We start from the raw sequence: 20,806 nt of genomic DNA, 5'->3' as shown, positions 1-20,806 counted from the left end.
ATGCGCATAGAGCTTTTCCTGCATCCCTTAGTGCAACCCATCTGGCTGCTGCTACTGGTCGTGATACTGGAAAAGCTGTGGATATGGCCAGTGCGATATCATCCGCTGAGTTTTTTCCGTCTGCTGGCCAGCCGCATGGCCAAAAAGGTGAATCCCCGAGGTCATAGCAAAGGCCAGCAAATGCTCTCCGGCACGCTCGCACCTTTAGTGTTGCTGGCCCCCATCCTGGTCTGTATCGGCTTGTTTGTTTATTTGGCCGAGTTTCCGGCTTTCTTTGATGCGTTTTTGTTGCTTATCGCCCTGAGTTATCAGCCAGTACTGAACAAGCTGGATAAGATTCAGCTAGCGCTGATGGCCAATAAAAAATCCCTGGCGCGCAACCTGGCCCAGCCGCTGTTATTGCGGGAGACCGAACAATTGACCCTGATGGGTCTGAGCAAAGCGGTCATTGAAGCGGCCCTGCTCAGATTTTATCACCAGTACGCCGCGGTGCTGTTCTGGTATTTGCTGTTAGGGGGCTTAGGCGCTTTCAGTTACAGGTTACTGTACGAATTCAGCCAGGTCTGGAATGTACGTGTGGCGGACTTTCGCTATTTTGGTGCGCCCATTGCCAGGTTATGCCATTGGTTGCAGTGGTTGCCGGTCAGATTTGCCATGTTAATACTGTTGATGCTGCAAAAACCAGGGAAAGCCAGTATTCAGCGCGACAGCATACGCACCAGCCGCACCACATTGCTGGTGTATTCAGGGGCAGCGCTGGGCATACAGTTGGGGGGGCCGGCCTTTTATCAGGGGCAGAAAATCCGCCTGCCTAAATGTGGCGGTGAACGCGAAGCCGCCCCGCAGGATATTAAACGCACCAAAGCGGCCATTGTAAAAACCCAGGCTATGCTGGTGCTGATGTGTCTGTTCATTCTAACCGGCCAGTGGTTGCTAAGGAAAAGCCTATGACCTTGTTTTACCGAGCCCTTTGCCTGTTATTGCTGGCACAATCGGTAGCAGCGGCAGAACGCATTGTCAGTCTGGCCCCACATACGACCGAGCTGGTATACGCGCTGCAGTCTGAGCATAAGCTGCTGGCCGCCAGTGATTTCAGTGACTACCCACAAGCCGCCAAGGCCTTGCCGCGGGTGGCCAATTATCAGGGCGTGGATTTTGAGGCCCTGATGCGCCTCAAGCCTGATCTGGTTCTGGTCTGGCAGGGGGGCAATAAACCACAGGATATTCAGCGTTTACAAACCCTTGGTTTGAATCTGTTTTTTTCCGGCCCGCAACAACCAGAGGATATCGCCAGTGAATTACAGGCACTGGGCAAGCTGTTAGATAAACAGGAATTGGCACAGTCACTGGCGCAGAACTATCTAAACCAGCTGGCGGCCACCAGAGCCCGCTACGCTGATGCCGAGCCGGTGAGGGTGTTTTATTATATGTGGGCCAAGCCCATGATGAGTGTTGGCCCCAATGCCTGGGCCAGCCGTATGCTGGAAATATGCAATGGCCAATCCATCTTTGCCGATGCCCCTTCCGATTACCCAGAAGTGACCATGGAAGGGGTACTGGCACGCAAACCCCAGTTGATTGTCGCCGCTTTCGACCAGCCCCGGGAGCAGTTTGTCAGCCACTGGCAACCCTGGCTAAACACCTTAAGCTTGCAGGAAGCCGATCTTGTCAGCGTCGACCCGGATAAACTGCATCGCTTTTCATTGCGCCTGGTCGACGGCATTGCACAGCTTTGCAAGACGATTCAGAGAAAATAAGCCCGTTATTTGAAAGCTGCCAGATTCCATACCATGCTAACAGACACGCCACTTTTACCTTATCAATCAAAGGGGAACCAAAGATGGGAAGCAGTCTGTCAGCACAGGGAGATTTCAAGGTAGCCAATCTGGCTCTGGCCGAATGGGGCCGTAAGGAACTGGCCATTGCCGAATCGGAAATGCCGGCCCTGATGGCCATTCGCGACAAGTATCAAGCCGAGCAGCCGCTGGCAGGTGCCAGAATTCTGGGCTGCATTCATATGACGATTCAAACCGGGGTGCTGATAGAAACCCTGATGGCACTAGGCGCAGAAGTGCGCTGGTCATCCTGCAATATTTTTTCCACTCAGGATCATGCGGCAGCGGCAATGGCTGCGGCTGGCGTGCCGGTGTTCGCCTGGAAAGGGGAAACCGAGGTGGAATATGACTGGTGTCTGGAACAAACCATTATTAGGGACGGCACGCCTTGGGCGGCCAATATGGTGCTGGATGACGGCGGCGATCTAACCGCCATGTTGCACGACAAATACCCACAAGTGCTGGATGGCGTACATGGGATTACCGAAGAAACCACCACTGGTGTACACCGTCTGCAACAGATGCTGAAACAGGGCAAACTCAGGGTACCGGCCATTAATGTCAATGATGCGGTAACCAAGTCTAAAAATGACAACAAATATGGCTGTCGTCATAGTCTGAATGACGCCATCAAACGGGCCACCGATCACCTGCTGGCAGGAAAAAAAGCGCTGGTGATTGGTTATGGTGATGTGGGTAAGGGCTCTGCTCAGTCACTGCGCCAGGAAGGCATGATCGTCAGGATCTGCGAAATTGACCCAATCTGCGCCATGCAGGCCTGCATGGATGGCTATGAAGTGGTTTCGCCCTATCGCATGGGGCAAAACACCGGGCAACTGGAGGATGTCGACCAGGTTCTGATGCAAAGTATTGACCTGGTGGTTACCTGCACCGGCAACCTGGATGTGTGTGACGCCAATATGCTCAAAAGTCTCAAGGCCGGCGCCGTGGTATGCAATATCGGCCACTTTGACCACGAAATTGACACCGCTTTTATGCGCAGCAACTGGCGCTGGGAAGAAATCAAACCTCAGGTGCATAAAATTTACCGCAGCAATAACAGCCGTGACCATCTGCTGCTGCTTTCCGAAGGCAGGCTGGTGAATCTGGGCAATGCCACCGGCCATCCGTCCAGGGTGATGGACGGTTCATTTGCCAATCAGGTGCTGGCTCAGATCCATTTATTCAGGCAGGGCTATGCCAATTTAAACAATACAGATAAAGCCAGGTTATTACGGGTTGAAGTGCTGCCCCGACAATTGGACGAGGAAGTCGCCAGATATATGGTGGAAGGCTTTGGCGGTGTGATGACGAAGCTCACTGCCAGGCAGGCCGACTATATTCAGGTGGATCCGCAGGGCCCGTTTAAGGAAGAAAGCTACAGATATTAGAGCGTATTGCCGGGCTTTAACTTAGGCCCACTAGGCCTGCCGTCCGGCGTCGTGACCCGAAGGGGCTGAATTTGAACAAAATCTATACTTGCAAGATAAACAGCCCCTAGAGCCTGCATAAAAACTGAAGCCTCTGTACTCAACCCCGGCATTGGGTTTAAACTGCAGGCAAATTGGAGGTTCAGCTATGCGCCTTATCCCCCTGTTACTTTTATTGTTTTGCACCCTGGCCGGCGCTGACGAAGCCCGCTTTGACAAGCTGACAGCTCAGCAAGTGCATGCATCCCTGCCACAATTGGTGTTAGTGGATGTGCGCAGCCCTGAGGAGTTTGCCGAGGGACATGTACCGGGTGCCGTTAATCTGCCCCATGATGCCGTGACAGACTATCTGCACTTATTGCAGGGGCAACAACAACGTCATTTGGTACTTTATTGCCGCTCCGGACGCAGAGCAGGTTTGGCCGCCGCACAGTTGCAGCAACAGGGTTTTCAGCAGATTTCGATGCTTGAAGGGGATATGCCTGGCTGGCAGGAACAAGGCTTTCAGGTACAAAAATGAGCCAGGTTTTCAGTAAGAGCGACAAATACGGCAGCTATCAGTTACAGACTGAAGGGCCTTTGTTGCTGGCTAAAGTGTCAGGCGTGATTGGCACAGGCTTAAGCAAAAATTATCTGAGCCAGCTACTGGTGCTGGCCAAGCAACTGCAAGGCAGTCCCTGGATCTATATTGCCGATTGTACGGATTACCAGGCCGCCATTCCTGATGCCGCCAGTAATTTGCAAAAAGCCTACGAAGAATGCCTGAAACTTGGCTGTGTAGGCGATGCGTATTGCATTCAATCGCCGGTTGGTATTAATCAACTGGCGCAGGTCCGCAGACAAAGCAACATTCAGTCCGATATTCAGGACAGGATTTTCGCCGATATGGACAAGGCCAAGGCGGCCATGTTGAAATTCCTGCAGGACGCCGTCTTCTGAGCCTGACATCACATGAATATTACCCTTACCACCCCAGCTATGCTGTTTCCGGCTATTTCTCTGTTGCTACTGGCTTACACCAACAGATTTGTGACCCTGGCCAGCATCATCCGCAACTTTGAAGACAGCAGCGACAGCACCCATAAGCAGATTGCCAACCTGCGTAAGCGCATTCAACTGATTAAGCGTATGCAGGAGTCGGGTGTGGCCAGTTTTTTCCTCTGTGTATTGTCCATGCTGGCTATTTACCTTAATTATCAACTGGCTGGAAGCTGGATCTTTGGCGTCAGTCTGATTCTGTTGCTGTGGTCCTTATGGCTGTCCGTGGCCGAGATCCGTATTTCTGTGGAAGCACTGGATGTGCATTTACAGAGTTTGAACATTCAGACCAATAAGAAAAAATGAGCACAATCGAATATCTCCCCCTACATCAGGATCATTTTGCCCGTTTGCTGACCCTGGCCAACAGCGTGCATGGTGATAATTACATGGATCTGCCCGCTCTGCAGGCTTATCACCAGGCCGGTCTGGTAAACAATATCAATGCAAGTTGGGTGGCATTGGATGGTGAAAGGCTGGTTGGCTTTCGTATTACCTGGGCAGCAGGCAACTGGCAGACCGACAAATGGTGCAGTCCGACCTTATGGGGTTTGCCTGAAAACCAGGTGTGTTACTTCAAGTGCAACACCGTAGACAGCCAATACCGCGCCGCAGGAATAGGCTCACAAATGCTTAAGCTATCTGTTCGAGAAGCGGCTAAACAGGGTGCCAGGGCTGGTCTTGCTCATATTTGGATGCAAAGCCCGGGCAACAGTGCGTTTAAATACTTTACTAAGTGCGGTGGTGAACTGATTAAGGAGCATCCTGGCAAGTGGCAGGAAAACTGCGACAACGAAGGCTATGTTTGCCCTATTTGTGGCACCCAGTGTGACTGTGTGGCGGCGGAAATGCTACTTAAGTTTGGGCAGGCGTGAGGCAAAGTGTTGACCTAGTGCTTTGATATATCGATGTTTTTTATCTTTTGATAATAAAAGGTCCGTCACACTTCAGCATTGTTGGGCTGAAGCCCAACCCACAGTGGGTCGGACTTTAGTCCTGACAAACGCCAGCGCGATAACTGCCACCCTTTACATCATAACAGCCCTTTCATTGCTGATTTTTTAAACAAAACTGAGTTTAATTAGCCTGGGTAACTCCTGATTTATGCACACACAACACTTCTACGATCCGTTACGGGATAAAAGCCCCGGCCAGGGCCAAGCTTACCCAAATTCTTACTGGGCCAGTCAGGTTGAGCCAGTTCCTTTGCATCCCCTGGAAGGCGATCAAAATACAGACGTGGCAGTTATCGGCGCCGGATATACCGGGCTTTCCTGCGCCTGGCATCTGGCCAAACAGCATGACATAAAAGCCACCGTATTGGATGCCAATCAGATTGGCTGGGGCTGCAGCGGTCGTAATGGTGGCTTTGTGCTCAATGGCACGGGCAGGCTGTCGTTCAGCCAGATGGAACAAAAGTGGGGCGAACACACAGCGAAAGCCATTTATGCCGAGTACCGCCAGGGTATTGATACCGTTCAGAGTCTGATTGAACAAGGCAACATTGCCTGTGATCAGAGCCATGGCGGTTACCTGAAAATTGCCCATAAAACCCATGCCGTAGAGCAGTTGCAACAGCAGGCGGAATTATTGTCCGCCAGGTATCAGGACCCGGTGCGCTTTATTCCGGCCCAGCAATTACAGGCGGAATTTTTACACAGCCCACAGGCCCATGGCGCGTTGCACTTTCCTTATAGCTTTGCCGTGCAACCACTGAAGCTGGCGCTGGGTTATGCCAGGCTTGCTGAGCAAGCCGGTGCGCAGGTATTAACGGGGTCACCAGTGCAGGGGATTGCACGGGACAACGGTAAACTGTTGCTGACTACCCCCAATGGCACATTACGCGCCAATAAACTGGTGATTGCCACCAATGGGTATACCGCAAACCGCTTCTTTACAGCCGTTGATGGGCGACATTTTCCGGTATTGTCCAGTATCATCGTGACCGAACCACTGAGTGATGCACAGTTGGCTGCCAGTGGTCTGAAAAGCGGCCTGATGGCCATGGATACCCGCACCCTGAAATACTACTATCGTTTGCTGCCGGATAACCGCATATTGTTTGGCGGGCGGGGCGCGATTCAGGGCAAGCATGCCAATCACCCGGTGTACCAGGCTCGATTGCTAAACGCACTCACCGACACCCTACCTGCACTAAGTGGCATCAAAGTGGCGTATTTCTGGAGTGGCTGGGTCAGTGTATCGCTGGACGATTACCCGCGTATTTGTCAGGCTGATGATCAAGGGCAGGTATTTTATGCTATGGGTTATTGCGGCTCCGGGCTGTCTTTTGCCAGTCAGGCTGGTAAGCGTCTGGCCCAGCGGGTGGCAGGCGACACAAGCTTGCCAGACTTACCCTTTATGCAGTCACCGCTGCCGCATTTTCCATTGGCCGCCTGCCGACGACTGGGATTATGGGCCTTTTACCATCTGGGTCGCCTGCGGGATTCCATTTAGCCAACTTAGCTTCAGTTAAGCCGCCCTTTGCATCAGTTGCCTGTGCAGGGCGTAGACAGCGGTTTTTTTTACCCCCTAGACTCTTTTTCGTTCACCTTCGGTTTTAAGGAAAAAGAGACATGCAATTTAAACTTAGTAGTAGGACACTGATGGCGCTGGCTGCCGGTACACTGCTTAGCGCCTGTATGAGCACCAACCCGACCATGGGCGGCTCCAGCGGCAATACGGTCACCGGGGCTGCCGGTGGTGCCAATGCCGCAGGTAACAACAGTCAACTGGAAAGCTGTGACGAAACGCTGGGTACCTTATCGGTTTTTGAAGACACAAACCTGACCTGGTGGCAGGATTACCGCCGTCGTTATCCTGACTTGGGCAGTACCATTCCGGTGATTCGCCTGATGATCCAGCAGTCCAACTGCTTTGTGATAGTGGAACGTGGTCGTGCCATGGATGCCATGACCCGTGAGCGGGAACTGATGCAGGCTGGGCAGTTGCGCGGCGCCAGCAATATCGGCGGCGGACAAATGGTAGCCGCCGATTATACCCTGAGCCCGGAAATTCACTTTTCTGCCCAGGGCACCGAAGGGATCAAAGCCATTGGCGGGGCCTTGCTCGGCTCATTTGGCGCCATTCTGGGCGGTGGCTTAAGTAAAAATGAAGCATCCACCACGCTGCTGATGATTGACAACCGCTCCGGTGTGCAGGTCTCTGCCTCCATAGGCAATGCCGGGAATTACGATTTTAATCTGCTGGGCGGCTTTATTGGCGGCGGCCTGGGCGGTGGCGCATCCGGCTTTACCAATACCCCGGAAGGTAAAATTATCACCGCAGCCTTTGCCGATTCTTATAACCAAATGGTCAAATCCTTGCGTAACTACCGTGCCCAGCAAGTCAAAGGCGGCTTGGGTAAAGGTGGGCGTCTGCAGGTAGGGGGTGACGATGATGCCACGCCACAAGCCACCAACAGTGCCAGCCTGCCATCCAAGACTCAGGTGACGCCAGCGGTATATGTGGAAAGCCGCTCTGTGACCACAGTGCGTAAGGACCGCAACTACGAATTCGATGTGGATGAGTTTGATGAAGATGCATTGAAAGATTACTACCGTCATCTGAAAAATGCCGCCACCTGGGCGTCTGGATTATCAGCCTACACCACAGCCAATATCAACGACCAGACCCGCAACAGCGTGGTAGCCGCCATGAATATTTTCTCCAGCCAGTTGCAGTCGAGCAAAATTGAACTGGAATCCTGGCCCGCCTCCGCCAAGCAGCAAGCCTGGAACTCATTGGGCAGTAAAATTGAGCAATACAACAAGCTATTTGAACAACACCGGGATCTGGCGTTGAAAAATGATGCATTGGGTGATGCGGTCAGATCCATGCTGGGTTCAATCCAGTTAATTACCAAAGAATCGCTACTGGGCATTTAAGTCGCTATACCCAAAATGCAATGCTGCGCCGTTACAGCATGCCCAAACTAGTCATGATCGACTGAGACCCTGACTGGCCGTCGCGCAATGCGGCGTAAAAAGAAGACTAAACGCCTTACTCACCAGCAAAATCATCAGGCTCAACTTCGGGCCTGGTGATGCTTTCCCATGCTTTTCCACGGCCCGACCCCAGCCAAGATGGACAAACAAACACCACCGGTCTATGATGCTGACCGAAATTTTCACATGGTTTCAAGGAGATAGAATGATGTCCATTAAATTAATTGGTGGCAGGAAACTGATAAAGGCCAGCCTGGCGCTGATTCTGGCCGGTCTGCTCGGCGGCTGTATGAGTACCAATCCCACCCTGGGCGGTTCCAGTGGTAACACGGTAACCGGTGGCGCCGGCGGTGCCAATGCCGAAGGCAATAACAGCGCATTGGAGAGATGTGATGCCCCTCTGGGCACTATGTCAGTGTTCGAAGACCAGAACGAAGCCTGGTGGTACACCTACCGCAATCATTACCCTAACCTGGGCAGTACCTTGCCGGTATTGCGCACTATGATTCAACAATCCAACTGCTTTGTGATTGTAGAACGCGGCAGAACCATGTCAGCCATGACGGCAGAGCGCGAACTGATGAACTCGGGCGAATTACGCGACGGCAGCAATTTTGGCAAAGGTCAGTTAGTGGCAGCCGACTACACTATGCAACCCTCAATCCAGTTTTCGGAAAAAACCGGTGGTATGGGTGGCCTCATCGGCGGATGGGTAGGTGCGGTTGCCGGTGGTGCCAGAAGTAACGAGGCCGCCACTACCCTGTTATTAATCGATAATCGCTCGGGGGTGCAGGTATCCTCTTCCGTAGGTAATGCCAAAAACTGGGACTTTAGCCTGTTTGGCGGTGCCTGGTTTGGTATGTTCGCCGGTGCGGGTGGCTTCTCAGACACCCCGGAAGGCAAGGTCATCACCGCAGCATTCGCCGATTCGTATAACCATATGGTTAAATCGTTGCGTCATTATAAAGCGCAGAATGTGGAAGGCGGCTTGGGCAAAGGCGGTAAACTGACCGTTAACTGATGTTCCATCTAGCTGGTTTTAAGGCCCTGATGCAGGGCCTTTTTTATACCTGTAGCTGTCCCAGTGCTGTTACAGAGGCATGGCCAGAAAACTGCCGCGATTCTGGCGGGTCACGGCCCGCATCAAAGTGCTGAATTTGGCGTTGCGGCTGTTGGTCAGAAAGCCTACCGCGTGCACACGGGCCAGACGTTTACCACTATTCTTATCGGTATTTAAGCGGTTCAGGGTTTCTATCACGGCGTCATAAGAGCCGCCGGTATAATCGTCACCAAAAATATAAATGGCCAGTTTGTCGGTTTTCCTGGCGTAAGTACTTAGGGCCACTTCCAGGCCTTCCACCGGGCTGCTGTTGGAATTGCTGTTCCAGCCAGACAGAGCAGACAGCATGGCTTTGCGGCTGGATGGGGTATCAGGACGCCAGCCACCAGCACTGGCACTAAGCAGATAATCACCCATATCATTCATAATCTGAAAGCCCCTGACCTTAGGGTGGCTGCTGAGTATATTATCCATTTCCTGCATCACCCGCCCCCAGATGGACTTCATACTGCCAGAGGTGTCGACAATAAAAATCACATACTCACTGTCTACCGGGATCCCCCCCACCTCTTCATCACGCTCTTTGGCGTCACCACTGCTTGTCGCCGCCCGTTGCCTGGATTCAAGTACCGATTGCAGCCCCTGTGCGGTAGAGGCCAGTTGCTGCACCTTGTCCTTGGCGGCACTGAGTTCGGTTTCCAGTTGCTTGCGGCGATCTTCAAGGCTCGCTTGCTGTTGGCTGGCTTGTTGCAGGGCGAGCTGGGAATCACTTACCTGCTGGTTTAAGCGGCTAACGGTGCCCTCTGCCTGACCTAGCTGACTGACCAGTTGGCTGAGCACCGACAGATCAAAATACTCCCCTTCCTGACCATTTTTTGCCAGCAATACCAACATGATAATGGCGCCAAACGCGCAGGAAATAATGTCCAGAAAAGACAGGGTAAAGATTTCCAGTAATGGCCGTCTTGGTCTCATGGCCAGCCCTCGGCCGGACTTAACAGCATACCGCCATTGTTGGATGTCCAGTTCCAGTAGGCCTGGGCGGCATCAGGGTCACCTTCCAGCGGCATCAGCACCACATTCACACTGACATTCTGAAAGGCCGCCTGGCGCACTGAGTGGCCGAACAGAATTAACCGGCAATTACCGTCTATGGTGCTGCCACCACTATACAGCGAGGGGCATTGACGGAGTTTTTTAAGCTGCGCGTCCTGCACTCCCAGGGTGGGTAAGCCATCGGTAATAATATACAAGTGGTCCATGGCCGGATTCGCCTGCTTGATGGCCATGAGCGCCGCCTGCAGGTTAGTGCCCTGCTCTGGCACCAATTGATCGATTTGCTGAGCCAGTTGTCCCAGCGCCTTAGCGTCGTTTGCCGCCAACTGCGCACTGGGTCCAAGTTGGGTTGGCTGCTGATTAAAAGCAAACAGGGTCACCTTGGCCTCGGCTGGAAGCCGGGCCAGCAACCACTTGGCGGCGCGTTTGCTGCGTTGCCATTTTGGCGCAGTTTGCCGCTCGGCGTTGCTGCTCACTTTGTAACGTAGAATATCGATCAGCTTCTCATCGGCCATGGAGGCACTGTTATCCAGCAAAATACCAATCTGTCGCCCTTCTACTTTAAGGCCAAGCAGGTAGCGTTCTTCACCTTTACCCTTGAGCGCTAGCGGATCATCAGCCTGTTTAGGCGCTGCCGCGGCCACGGCCTTTTCCAGATTGGCCAGCACGGCGCTTTTATCTGCGGCGGCCTGCTGAGTTTGACGAGCCTGCTCACTCAGCGCATCTATCTGCATCTGCTTGCTATCGGCTGCACGTTGTGTGTCAGTTAATTGCTGATTGTTATTGTCCAACAACCTCGTCAGTTGCTCTGCCAGGGCTTGCTGCTGGGCAATCTCTGCCTGTAAACGCGTTTCTTCGTCACTGGGTGTGGAGGTGGCAGCATTGAATTTAACCAGCATAAAAATCAGGATCACCGCACCCAGTCCACAGGCCATCACATCCAAAAAAGCCAGGTTAAAACCTGCTGCGTCTCGGCGTTTCAGCACGGCTTAGCCTCAGGCATGCAAGTGTTTAAGCAGGTACTTTTCACAGTGCGCCTGGGTTTCAACCACCATGGCATCCTGCAGATGCTGCAGCCAATGCAGCAGCAACATTAAGAAAATACTGATAAACAGCGCCACCAGAGTGGAGTTGAAAGCCACCCCAAGGCTATCCACCATGCCGGCAATGTTACCGGCCAATGCTTCATCGGCCTGCGCCAGTGCCTGACCAATGCCGCGCACCGTGCCAATAAAGCCGATGGAGGGAATGGCCCATATCAGGTAACGAATCATGGAATTCCCCGACTCCAGCCTGACCGCCAGTGATTCAACACTGGCCTGAATAGCATCAGAGGCATTCTGTACATCCTGGGTATGCAAATAACGGCGGATACAGATGATCCAGGTTTGCAGCAGCGGCTGCTCACTGTATTGACTCTGCTCCAACTCATTCAAGGCTTTGGGCAGGTCCAGTTCCCCCTGTTCTGCCTGACCGGCAAGAAAGTCCAGGCGGAACAGCGGCTGGGCCTGAGTCAGTGCCCAGGCCTTAGCCAGAATCAGGTAACTGCACCACAACATGGCAATGATACAAACCTGCTGTTCGGCATCTTTGATAATCACAAAAAAGCCGCGCGAGGCTGCCGAACCCCCTGCTGTCAGGGCATTCTCGGCAATAGGGGAAACAACAGTGGCGTAGAACATCTGCACCACAATAATACTCAGAGCTAATACCAACAAAGACCAAAGAAAAGGACGACTCAGCAATTTAGTAGTGGATTGCATATCAGATATCTACCGGAAAAGTGGTGGGAGAGTCCAGACCAATGGCCTGACCTGCGGCATACAGGGTGACGCCCAGACCGAGCAGGGCGGTAACCAGTATCAGTAGTTGCTTTATTCGTTTCATGGTTCATTCCCCACATAGCGCACAATCCGAAAGCCGACAAAAGGGGCGCTACTATTTAACGGCTCACGCCAGGCGCTACGCAGTTCGGTTAACCGGCCGCTTTGGTAGTTCGCCCCCTTATAAATATGGGCTGAGCCGCTTGATGCACCAAAAGGGTCCACTTGCAATGTTCCATCTGGTGGCTGGTTGCTATACCAGTCATGCACCCATTCGCTGACGTTGCCCGCCAGGTCGAATAACCCCGCTCTGTCTCTGGCATATTGCCCTACCGGGGCCTTGCCCGCCATCTTGTCCTGGTAGTCCTTCAGATAGAAGGTCTGACTGCCTTTAAGGCTCTCATCAGCAAAATTGCCAGCATCCTTGGGAATCCGCTCATTATCGCCCCATACAAACTGGGTTTCGGTAGCGCGCTGCGCTTTTTTCGCCAGCCATTCCCATTCTGCTTCAGTAGGCAGCCGGTAACCATGGCTGGTTGGGTCAAACCCCAGATAACGCCCTCTGTCCAATTGATAGAAGGGCAGCAGCCCTTCCTGCTCACTCAGCCAATTGCAGAACGCCGCCGCTTCTAACCAACTGACATCGGACACCGGTAAGTGGCTTTGCAGGGATTTGCCCGTGGCAGCGGCAAACTGCGCTTCGGTGATTTCATGGCGGCTGACATAAAAGGCTTTACTCAAACTGACCTGACGCTGAAATTCATTGCGACGCCGCCCTTTTTCATTATCCGCTGAGCCCATCAATACCTGGCCAGGCTGCATCAAGGCCAGCTCTATCCCAAGTTGGCTGGCCACTGTAGGTTTACCTTCCTTGCGCCTGGCCTGGTACTCGGTGAGCATCTGCACATCCACCTGAGTCACCGACTGACTGGAGGGCTTAATACTGTGGCGCTGGGTGCGGTATCCGGGCCGGGTCAGCTCGAGCTGATAACTTAGGGCAGGTAATTGCTGCTGCCAGGGCGTCAACCCCATGTCTTTGCCATCCAGATACACCCTGGCCTCGGGGCTGGCCTTCACCACGACCTTACCTTTTTCGGGCTTCAGTTGAATAGCAAGATCCTGCTGTTCACCAGGTTTAAGGCGGATTTGTTGACTATGACTAAAATACCCCGGCTTTTGGTACAGCAACTGGTGCGATTGATTAGCGGCTAAAGACAGCGTGCCCTGGGTAGCCACCTGCTTGCCACCAATCAGAAGTTGCCCTCCCTCTGGTTGCAGATCCAGATTAAGCGTGGCTTCCAGCGGTTTTAGCAGGTACTTGCGCACCTCCTTAGGCCTTGCGGTGGTCAATGCAACTTCGTCTTCCAGGCTTTGATAACCTGGCAATGTCAGCTTGACCTGATACTTGCCTCCCTGGCGGCGCAATGTTTGTGGAGTAGGCCCCAATACTTCGCCATTCAGGGTTAACCCGGCGTGCTCCGGCACGGATTGGATCAGCAGCTCACCGCTGATTTCGCTGAGGGTCCAGTTCAGTTCAGCGCGTTTATTGCTGACAATCTCAAGGGATTGCTGAAAAGGCTGATGATAAGGGCTGTCCACACGCAGAGTATAGTGCCCGGGCTTAAGCTGCTGTTGCCAATCCGGGCCAAGGTGCACCAGTTCTTCATCCAGATACCAGGCTGTCTCGCTGTCACCATTACTGACCGCAGCACTTAAGGTGCCGGGACTGGGCTCCAGCACCACAGATAACAGCTTGGGGCTGGTAGTGTCCACTTGAATGATTCTGGGCTCAAAATCCCTGGCTTTAGCCTGAAAAGACAGCTGTGTGGATAATACATAGAGTTTGTCTGCCACAAAAAAGCCCCAGCCGTTTTGCACCTCAAACTGCTGGCTGGCCTGCGCCTGCTCGGGTGACACCACCACAGCATGGCCCCTGACCAGCAGTGACCAGATCAGCACCAAACCGATAATCACCACAACCAACGCGCCACTTAGCAACATCCACAGGGCATAACTGCGCTTTTGTTGTTTTACCTTTAAATCAAATTCGTTCATCACACACCAATATCAAGGTGACAGCCTGCCCACCGGGTTGCAAATGCACCGGTAATCTTTTGTCTCTGTATCCCTCGCGACTCCCCAGTAGCACATAGTCCCCCGGCGGTAATTGCAGGGTGCGTTCGCTAACTTGGCCGACTTGACCCACGCCGACCACCTGAATCTGAGTCTTGCCATCGGATTGCAGATTCAGACTTACCGCCTGACTGTTATCTGTTAAGGCCTGCTCAAGGCTTTGCATCTGCATGGTCAGGTTAAAACTGTATTGACCAAGTGTCTGGTATTCCACAAGCGCCTGCCTGGCTGCATCTGCAATGCCGCTGTCCTGCAGCCGTTGCGGGTCGGCCATAAATTGTTTGAGTCGGTCACTGGCCTTGTTTATCAGCCCGGCCAGTTGATGATTTTGCAAAAGCTGTTGGTGGTTGGGAAAACGCTTAAGCCCTGCGCTGGTTAAAACTGCCACCTGCTGCCAGTTATCCGCCACAGTGGCGGCCTGTATCTGTTCAAGCAATTGAGTTAGGCCCTGACTTTGCGACGTTGCCTGTATCTGGGTGGCCAACACCTTGGTTTCGGGGCGCTGCGAATCCAGCTTACGTGCTTGCTCCAGCTTGGTTGTCGCCCCTTGCAGGTCATTTTGCCTGAGTAAATCAAAGCCCTGTTCAATCAGATTGCTGAACTGCAGATCCCGCCATCTGGTTTTTACATCTGACAGCAGCTTATCCAGTTCATGCCGGGCCGGGTCCAAAGACTTGGCCTGTTCCAACAAAGCAACCTGTTTGCCCAGATCATTTTCTGCCTCGGCTATCTGCGCATCCTTGAGCAACTGTTCCACCTGTGCAAACACATCCAAACGTTGTTGCAAAGCCTCGGCCTGCGCCCCATGCGACTGTATGTGTCCGCCCTGATTAAGCAATAACTGACTTTGACGAATACGGCCCTCAGCAAAGGCTAGCTGCGCTTCTGTCAGTTTCTGTTGATAAGCGGCATGCCATTGTTGTTGTAATGCCAGGGCTGCATCGCTGATCTTAGCCAAACGCGACAGCGCAGACACCGAGTCGCCAGCCGCAAAATCAGCCAGCGCCTGTTGTTTGTCAGCCTGCAGTGATGCCACTTGTGCTTTTTGCCAGTTGATCAGCTGCGGCTGCTGCAGCACAGGGTCAATGTCCTGTTCAAATACCAGCAAGGCTTGCTTAAAGGCCCGCCGGGCTTGCTCCTGAACCTGTGGATCAACGTCTTGTTGCGCAACGGTCTCGGTTACGGGATGGCTTTGCAGCCCGCGGATTAAAAACAGCGCCAACAGCAACAGCACCACAATCAGTCCGGCTATCAGCAGGGCTTTTTTGCGGCCAAGGCTGGACGCCTGTCGGCTTTGCCGAATTTGTTCGTCTAGCATAAATCACAGCTGCCGGTCAGGGGTTTGCTCCATCTGATAAATTTTGTGCAGATGTGCCTGCCATTGCTGGTATTGCTCCTGGGCAGTCCCCTGTAACTCAACATTCTCGTCATTTAACTTGATGACCTGTGGACTCATTTCGATATCCAAAGAAGCCCCCATTTCATCAATGGCCGCCTTGTGCACTCTGGCTTCAGCGCTTTTATCCAAACTGTTTTTAATCAGCAGCGCACCGCCGATACCCACCCCGGCGGTGAGGATTTGTGACGAAGTGGAATCTGCATCGGAATTGGCGATCGCCGCGCCCACCAGGACTGCGCCCAGAATCCCCTGCACCACGGCAGCGTTTCTGGCTTCTCTGGCCGCTGCTACTTCAGGTAAGGTTTCTTTTTGCCAGCTGTGATAACTTTCGTCGGTTTTGGCGTTAAAGCCCTCATACTGACTTTGCAAGCGGTCAAAAAACAGTTGGTCCTGAACCCGCAGCGGTGCCATTCTGGCCAGCATAGGGTCGGACTCATCCGGCAGACGTTTCAGCTCCACCACACCGCGCCGGTTGGTATCCAGATAACCTGCGAATGCTTCCGGCGCATAACTTTGCGCAAAACGGATTGCCGCAATTTTCTTCAACTCCTGTTTGCGTTGCTCCGAGCGCTTCAAAAGTTGTAAGTACACATAGTCTGCTATTTCACGAAAAACCGGCTCGTAAGAGTCTTTGCCTTCATTCAGCTTATCCCGGTAAAAACCTTTACTTACCCGGTGTTTAAATACTTCCTCGTCCCATTTCTGGCCGGAAATATCCACCAGCTCAATCTTGATTTTCACATCTTCGCTGTTGGACTCCTGGATTCGCCCTATAACATAAAGATCGGCTGTCATTTGTGGATTGGGGACCACAGTCACCGCCCCAAACGCACCGGTATTTTCCAGTGCGCGTTTGGTCTGCACGGCAAAGCGATTAGCTTCAGAACGGCGCAACTGGGGCCAGATCCCCTCTTCCTCAAGTTTGGCATCATCCTGTGGGATACCGGGATCGAAAACCGGCACAGCTACATCAAGGAAGATATTGGAGTCATATCGATAGGCACGCTTCTTATCACCTAAGGGCTGATTAGCTTGTGGTCCAACCCCAGGCCCCACAGCCACAGAAGAGCGTCCGGTAGACTGGCACCCTGACAGCAACAGGCAAACAAACAGCCCGGCCATACCCAGCCAGCGACCTGGCGCAATGCCGTAATTTTTACTATTTACCGCAACCATAATTCTTGTAAATCTCCAGCAATTTCTGCTTTTTCTCTTGATCCTGCTCCTGACTCATAGCCTCCCAAACCTGTTTACACAGAATGGAGTCATTGTCCTTGGGAGCGATGGCCTGTTCTTTCGCCTTGTCCGGCTTTTTGCCAGGTTTGACCTGAGGCAACGGCTTAGGTTCGGTTTGCGCCTGCTGTACTTGTTGCTGCGCCCCGTCACTACTATGTTGCCCCTGCGAGGCGGCCTCCCCTGCATTGCTACCGCCACTTTGCCCTTGTGCCTCAGCCAGGGTCTGCATTTGCTTACGCATACAGCTTTCGTAGCGGTCGATTGACTCATATAACGCATGGTCCATTTGTTTGAGTCGTTCGTCTTTGGTCAACAGTGCGTCGCCAACCTCATCAATACGGGTTTGCGTACAATCATAAATAATATCAGCCTGCGGTGGATCCGCCGCCCAGGCTAGCATGGCCGGTAACAGCAAGATCATCAGCACTCTGGCCATGGCTTTACTCCACATTTACACCTTCCCATTGCGCTATATCTGCGAATTGAAAACAAGGGGATATTTGTAAAATTTAGTATAGGTCAGAGCGGCAGGTAGGCTGTTGCATCCTTGCCATTAGCGGATATGACGTGGTGGATAGCGAATACAGGTATGTCTCTTGGTACACCGCGATACCAGGCAGAAAAGGCGCCTATGGCGCCTTCGATGGTTATTGCAGGGTAATCCTGGCGAACTTTCGTTTACCCACCTGATATACGGTGGTGCCCGGTTCGCTCAGCACCAATCGGCCGTCTTCCAGTTTTTCACCATCCAGCTTAACCGCCCCTTGTTTGATCATACGCAGAGCTTCTGACGTAGACCCAACCAATTCCGCGTCTTTGAGCAAATTAGCAATAGGCAGACCTTCTGTTGGCAGGCTAATTGTCAATTCGGGCATCTCATCCGGCAGGGCATTTTTTGAAAAGCGCTGAATAAAATCCTGATGGGCGGCCTCGGCGGCGGCCTGATCATGGAAACGTTCAATAATTTCCTTGGCCAGCAGTATCTTCAAATCGCGCGGATTCGCGCCATCGGCTACTTGCTGTTTAAGCCCGGCAATCTCATCCAGGGGGCGGAAACTAAGCAAGTCATAGTAGCGCCACATCAGTTCGTCAGAAATAGACATAATCTTGCCAAACATTTCTGTCGGACTGTCGGTGATACCAATGTAGTTGCCCAGCGATTTGGACATCTTTTGCACGCCATCCAGACCTTCCAGCAATGGCATCATCAAGACGGTTTGCTGACGCATGCCCTCGTCTTTCTGTAACTCACGGCCCATCAGCAGATTGAAGCGCTGATCGGTTCCGCCCAGTTCCATATCTGACTCCAGGGCTACCGAATCCCAGCCCTGTACAAGAGGATAGAGGAATTCATGGATGGCAATGGGTTGCCCACCAGCATAACGCTTCTTGAAGTCGTCCCTTTCCAGCATACGCGCCACGGTCTGGCGCGCTGCCAGTTTTATCATGCCGGCCGCGCCCAGCTCATTCATCCACTCGGAATTAAAGCGAATTTTGGTTTTGGCCGGGTCGAGGATCTTAAACACCTGCTCTTTATAGGTCTCGGCATTGGCCAGCACATCTTCGCGGGACAGGGGCTTACGCGTGACGTTTTTGCCGGTGGGGTCACCAATCATGCCGGTAAAATCCCCAATCAAAAAGGTGATTTCATGGCCCAACTGCTGCAAGGTACGCAACTTATTGATTAAAACTGTATGGCCCAGGTGCAGGTCGGGGGCCGTTGGATCAAAACCAGCCTTGATCTTAAGCGGTTTGCCTTCCTTGAGTTTCTCGACCAATTCATCTTCCAGCAGGATTTCCTCGCTGCCGCGCTTAATCTCTGCGAAGGCGGTTTGCCAATCTGTCATTAACTTGCTTCTCTTCAGTCCGGGACACAAAATAGCTGGCCATTTTAGCCCCGGCTCCCAAGCAATAAAAGGCACAGGAGTAGAAATTCTCGCCAGAAGCAGATATTCTGCGCTGAAGCGTCGGCCGTTTGGAACCCTTTTACTGCTTTAGGGTCTGAATGTCGTTGTAGCAAGTTTTAGTAAGTAAGAGGTTGTAGTAGGTGGTAAAACAAACCATAAAACAACTGCCAAAACCCCATAAGCTGATGATTACCGGATTAGGCCTGCTGGCCGTTCTGGCATTTCTGCTTCCGTCCGAACCGGCCACGGCCTCACGTCAGACAGAAGAACTGGAGTTAGGCAAGCGTTATCCGCTGCAGTTGGATGTACTTGAACAAACTATTACGCAAGTCAGTGAACCCGGTTTGCAGTGGCGCAAGTTTCAGGTGGAACGTGGCGACAATCTTGCCAAAATATTTTCCCGCGCCGGTCTCAGTCCTCAGGATACTTACAAGGTCAGCCGAGCTGGCGAGCCAGCCAAGCATCTACTGAAAATGATGCCTGGTGATACGTTACGCCTGGCGATGGACGAACAGGGCCAGTTTCAGGCCCTTAGCTACAATATATCTGCCACTGAAACCCTGCATATTCAGCAAGACGAGCAAGGCCAGTTACAAAGTGACGTGGAAAACAAGCAAGTAGATGTGCGCCTGGGCTATGCCAGCGGTACTATCAAGTCCAGTTTCTGGAATGCCGGCATGGCAGCCGGCATGTCTGAAGCCCAGATAATGAGTCTGGCCAATATTTTCGGCTGGGACATCGATTTTGCCCTGGAGCTGCGCGAAGGCGACAACTTCAACCTGGTGTTTGAAGAGGAATATATTGACGGCGAGTTTATCGGCCACGGCAAAATTCTGGCCGCAGAATTCGTCAATCAGGGCGATGTGTATCAGGCTATCCGTTATAGCGATGGCAACTATTACACCCCTGAAGGCCGCAGCATGCGTAAGAGCTTCTTGCGCGCACCGGTAAACTTTAAGTACATCAGCTCCAATTTTAATCCCAAGCGCTTCCACCCTATTCAGAAACGGGTGAAACCGCACAACGGTATAGACTATCGCGCCAACACCGGTACCCCGGTGGTTGCCGCCGGTGACGGCAAAGTTATTGCTTCCACCTATAACAAATATAACGGCAACTATGTGTTTATTCAGCATGGTGAAAAGTACGTCACCAAGTACCTGCACTTTTCCAAGCGTGCGGTGAAAAAAGGCCAAAGCGTCAAGCAAGGCCAAGTGATTGGCTATGTTGGCTCTACCGGAATGTCACAAGCGCCACACTTACATTACGAATTTTTGGTTGACGGTGTGCACCGTAACCCCCGTACAGTGACACTGCCCAAAGCCGAGCCCATAGCGGCCAAAGACAAGGCAGAATTTCTGGCCCTGGCTGAGCAGTATATGACCCATCTGGATAACAACCGCCGCATTATGCTGGCGATGCGCTGAACGGTCAGTACCCATGCGCCCCCTGGACAATACGGATTTACAGATACTGGCCATGCTGTTCAAGGATGCACGGCTGACCAACAAAGAACTGGCCAGCCGGGTAGGCCTGGCCCCGTCTTCCTGCCTGGAGCGGGTCAAACGCCTGCAAACCGACAAGGTGATTCAGGGCTGCAGCATGAGTCTGGATATGAACGCCCTGGGTGGCCATATTCAGGCCATGATTGCGGTGCGCTTGTCGAATCATAATCGTGAAACAGTAGATGCTTTTATGGCCGACTTACTCCCTATGCCAGAGGTGTTAAGTCTGTACCATATGGGCGGAGAAAATGACTTTCTGGTGCATGTCACGGTTGCCGATACCCTGCATCTGCGGGATTTTGTCTTTAACGCCGTCACCGCCAGAGCCGAGGTCAACCATGTGGAAACCGCCCTGGTGTACGATTTTCGCCAAAGTCAGACGTTACCCCGATTTTAACCTTGGCGGCTAGATTCGCGACTGAACCCAGGCAACTGAC

21 protein-coding genes are annotated in these 20,806 nt (G+C 52.7%); 12 read left to right on the top strand and 9 right to left on the bottom strand.

What is annotated here, in order from left to right; genetic code table 11:
• From ABD028_RS15335 to ABD028_RS15290, 10 genes are all read left to right on the top strand, one after another.
• Positions 1-951, top strand: coding sequence for a cobalamin biosynthesis protein CobD/CbiB (locus ABD028_RS15335; RefSeq protein ID WP_343846081.1), 951 nt, complete (start codon positions 1-3; stop codon positions 949-951).
• Complete coding sequence (locus ABD028_RS15330; RefSeq protein ID WP_343846079.1) at positions 948-1,757, top strand: cobalamin-binding protein; 810 nt, start codon at positions 948-950, stop codon at positions 1,755-1,757. Before ABD028_RS15335 ends, ABD028_RS15330 begins: the two co-directional genes overlap by 4 nt.
• An 83-nt stretch (positions 1,758-1,840) precedes the next feature.
• On the top strand, positions 1,841-3,226 hold the full coding sequence (ahcY, locus tag ABD028_RS15325) for an adenosylhomocysteinase (protein WP_343846077.1): 1,386 nt from the start codon (positions 1,841-1,843) through the stop codon (positions 3,224-3,226).
• Between the two features lie 187 nt (positions 3,227-3,413).
• Positions 3,414-3,785, top strand: a complete 372-nt coding sequence (locus tag ABD028_RS15320) for a rhodanese-like domain-containing protein (protein WP_343846075.1) — start codon at positions 3,414-3,416, stop codon at positions 3,783-3,785.
• On the top strand, positions 3,782-4,204 hold the full coding sequence (locus ABD028_RS15315; protein WP_343846074.1) for a hypothetical protein: 423 nt from the start codon (positions 3,782-3,784) through the stop codon (positions 4,202-4,204). The genes ABD028_RS15320 and ABD028_RS15315 overlap by 4 nt, the downstream gene beginning before the upstream one ends.
• A 12-nt stretch (positions 4,205-4,216) precedes the next feature.
• Positions 4,217-4,609, top strand: a complete 393-nt coding sequence (locus tag ABD028_RS15310; protein WP_102797313.1) for a DUF2721 domain-containing protein — start codon at positions 4,217-4,219, stop codon at positions 4,607-4,609.
• Positions 4,606-5,178 (top strand): GNAT family N-acetyltransferase, encoded by a 573-nt coding sequence (locus ABD028_RS15305; protein WP_343846072.1) that lies wholly within the window; start codon positions 4,606-4,608, stop codon positions 5,176-5,178. Before ABD028_RS15310 ends, ABD028_RS15305 begins: the two co-directional genes overlap by 4 nt.
• 229 nt (positions 5,179-5,407) lie before the next feature.
• Complete coding sequence (locus tag ABD028_RS15300) at positions 5,408-6,760, top strand: NAD(P)/FAD-dependent oxidoreductase (RefSeq protein WP_343846071.1); 1,353 nt, start codon at positions 5,408-5,410, stop codon at positions 6,758-6,760.
• A 119-nt stretch (positions 6,761-6,879) separates the two neighbouring features.
• Entirely contained in the window at positions 6,880-8,190 is a 1,311-nt protein-coding gene (locus tag ABD028_RS15295) for a CsgG/HfaB family protein (RefSeq protein ID WP_343846069.1), read from the top strand.
• A gap of 265 nt (positions 8,191-8,455) precedes the next feature.
• Complete coding sequence (locus ABD028_RS15290; RefSeq protein ID WP_343846067.1) at positions 8,456-9,271, top strand: CsgG/HfaB family protein; 816 nt, start codon at positions 8,456-8,458, stop codon at positions 9,269-9,271.
• 69 nt (positions 9,272-9,340) lie between these two features.
• Here the strand turns inward: ABD028_RS15290 and ABD028_RS15285 are convergent, their stop codons facing one another.
• From ABD028_RS15285 to tyrS, 9 genes are all read right to left on the bottom strand, one after another.
• Positions 9,341-10,285, bottom strand: a complete 945-nt coding sequence (locus ABD028_RS15285) for a hypothetical protein (RefSeq protein ID WP_343846065.1) — start codon at positions 10,283-10,285, stop codon at positions 9,341-9,343.
• Positions 10,282-11,352 carry a VWA domain-containing protein gene (locus tag ABD028_RS15280; protein ID WP_343846063.1) on the bottom strand — a complete coding sequence of 357 codons (1,071 nt, stop codon included), beginning with the start codon at positions 11,350-11,352 and terminating at the stop codon, positions 10,282-10,284. Before ABD028_RS15280 ends, ABD028_RS15285 begins: the two co-directional genes overlap by 4 nt.
• A gap of 9 nt (positions 11,353-11,361) precedes the next feature.
• A complete protein-coding gene (locus ABD028_RS15275; RefSeq protein ID WP_343846061.1) occupies positions 11,362-12,129 on the bottom strand; it encodes a MotA/TolQ/ExbB proton channel family protein in 768 nt (255 codons plus the stop codon).
• Position 12,130: 1 nt separating this feature from the next.
• Complete coding sequence (locus tag ABD028_RS15270) at positions 12,131-12,253, bottom strand: hypothetical protein (protein ID WP_343846059.1); 123 nt, start codon at positions 12,251-12,253, stop codon at positions 12,131-12,133.
• Positions 12,250-14,244: an SUMF1/EgtB/PvdO family nonheme iron enzyme gene (locus ABD028_RS15265; protein WP_343846057.1), complete on the bottom strand. Its 1,995-nt coding sequence runs from the start codon at positions 14,242-14,244 to the stop codon at positions 12,250-12,252. The genes ABD028_RS15270 and ABD028_RS15265 overlap by 4 nt, the downstream gene beginning before the upstream one ends.
• A complete protein-coding gene (locus ABD028_RS15260) occupies positions 14,231-15,640 on the bottom strand; it encodes a hypothetical protein (RefSeq protein ID WP_343846055.1) in 1,410 nt (469 codons plus the stop codon). Before ABD028_RS15260 ends, ABD028_RS15265 begins: the two co-directional genes overlap by 14 nt.
• 3 nt (positions 15,641-15,643) lie before the next feature.
• Positions 15,644-16,897: a hypothetical protein gene (locus tag ABD028_RS15255; protein WP_343846053.1), complete on the bottom strand. Its 1,254-nt coding sequence runs from the start codon at positions 16,895-16,897 to the stop codon at positions 15,644-15,646.
• Positions 16,881-17,408, bottom strand: a complete 528-nt coding sequence (locus ABD028_RS15250; RefSeq protein WP_343846051.1) for a hypothetical protein — start codon at positions 17,406-17,408, stop codon at positions 16,881-16,883. Before ABD028_RS15250 ends, ABD028_RS15255 begins: the two co-directional genes overlap by 17 nt.
• A gap of 196 nt (positions 17,409-17,604) precedes the next feature.
• Positions 17,605-18,804 (bottom strand): tyrosine--tRNA ligase, encoded by a 1,200-nt coding sequence (gene tyrS / locus ABD028_RS15245; protein WP_343846049.1) that lies wholly within the window; start codon positions 18,802-18,804, stop codon positions 17,605-17,607.
• A 200-nt stretch (positions 18,805-19,004) separates the two neighbouring features.
• Here tyrS and ABD028_RS15240 point away from each other — a divergent pair, with 200 nt between their 5' ends.
• Together ABD028_RS15240 and ABD028_RS15235 are read left to right on the top strand one after the other, a co-directional pair.
• A complete protein-coding gene (locus tag ABD028_RS15240) occupies positions 19,005-20,291 on the top strand; it encodes a peptidoglycan DD-metalloendopeptidase family protein (RefSeq protein ID WP_343846047.1) in 1,287 nt (428 codons plus the stop codon).
• 13 nt (positions 20,292-20,304) lie between these two features.
• A complete protein-coding gene (locus ABD028_RS15235) occupies positions 20,305-20,766 on the top strand; it encodes an Lrp/AsnC family transcriptional regulator (protein ID WP_343846045.1) in 462 nt (153 codons plus the stop codon).
• Positions 20,767-20,806: the final 40 nt, after the last annotated feature.

It is taken from the genome of Bowmanella denitrificans (assembly GCF_039522935.1).
Taxonomy (GTDB): Bacteria; Pseudomonadota; Gammaproteobacteria; order Enterobacterales; family Alteromonadaceae; genus Bowmanella; species Bowmanella denitrificans.
This window is presented reverse-complemented; position numbering and strand designations above follow the sequence as displayed.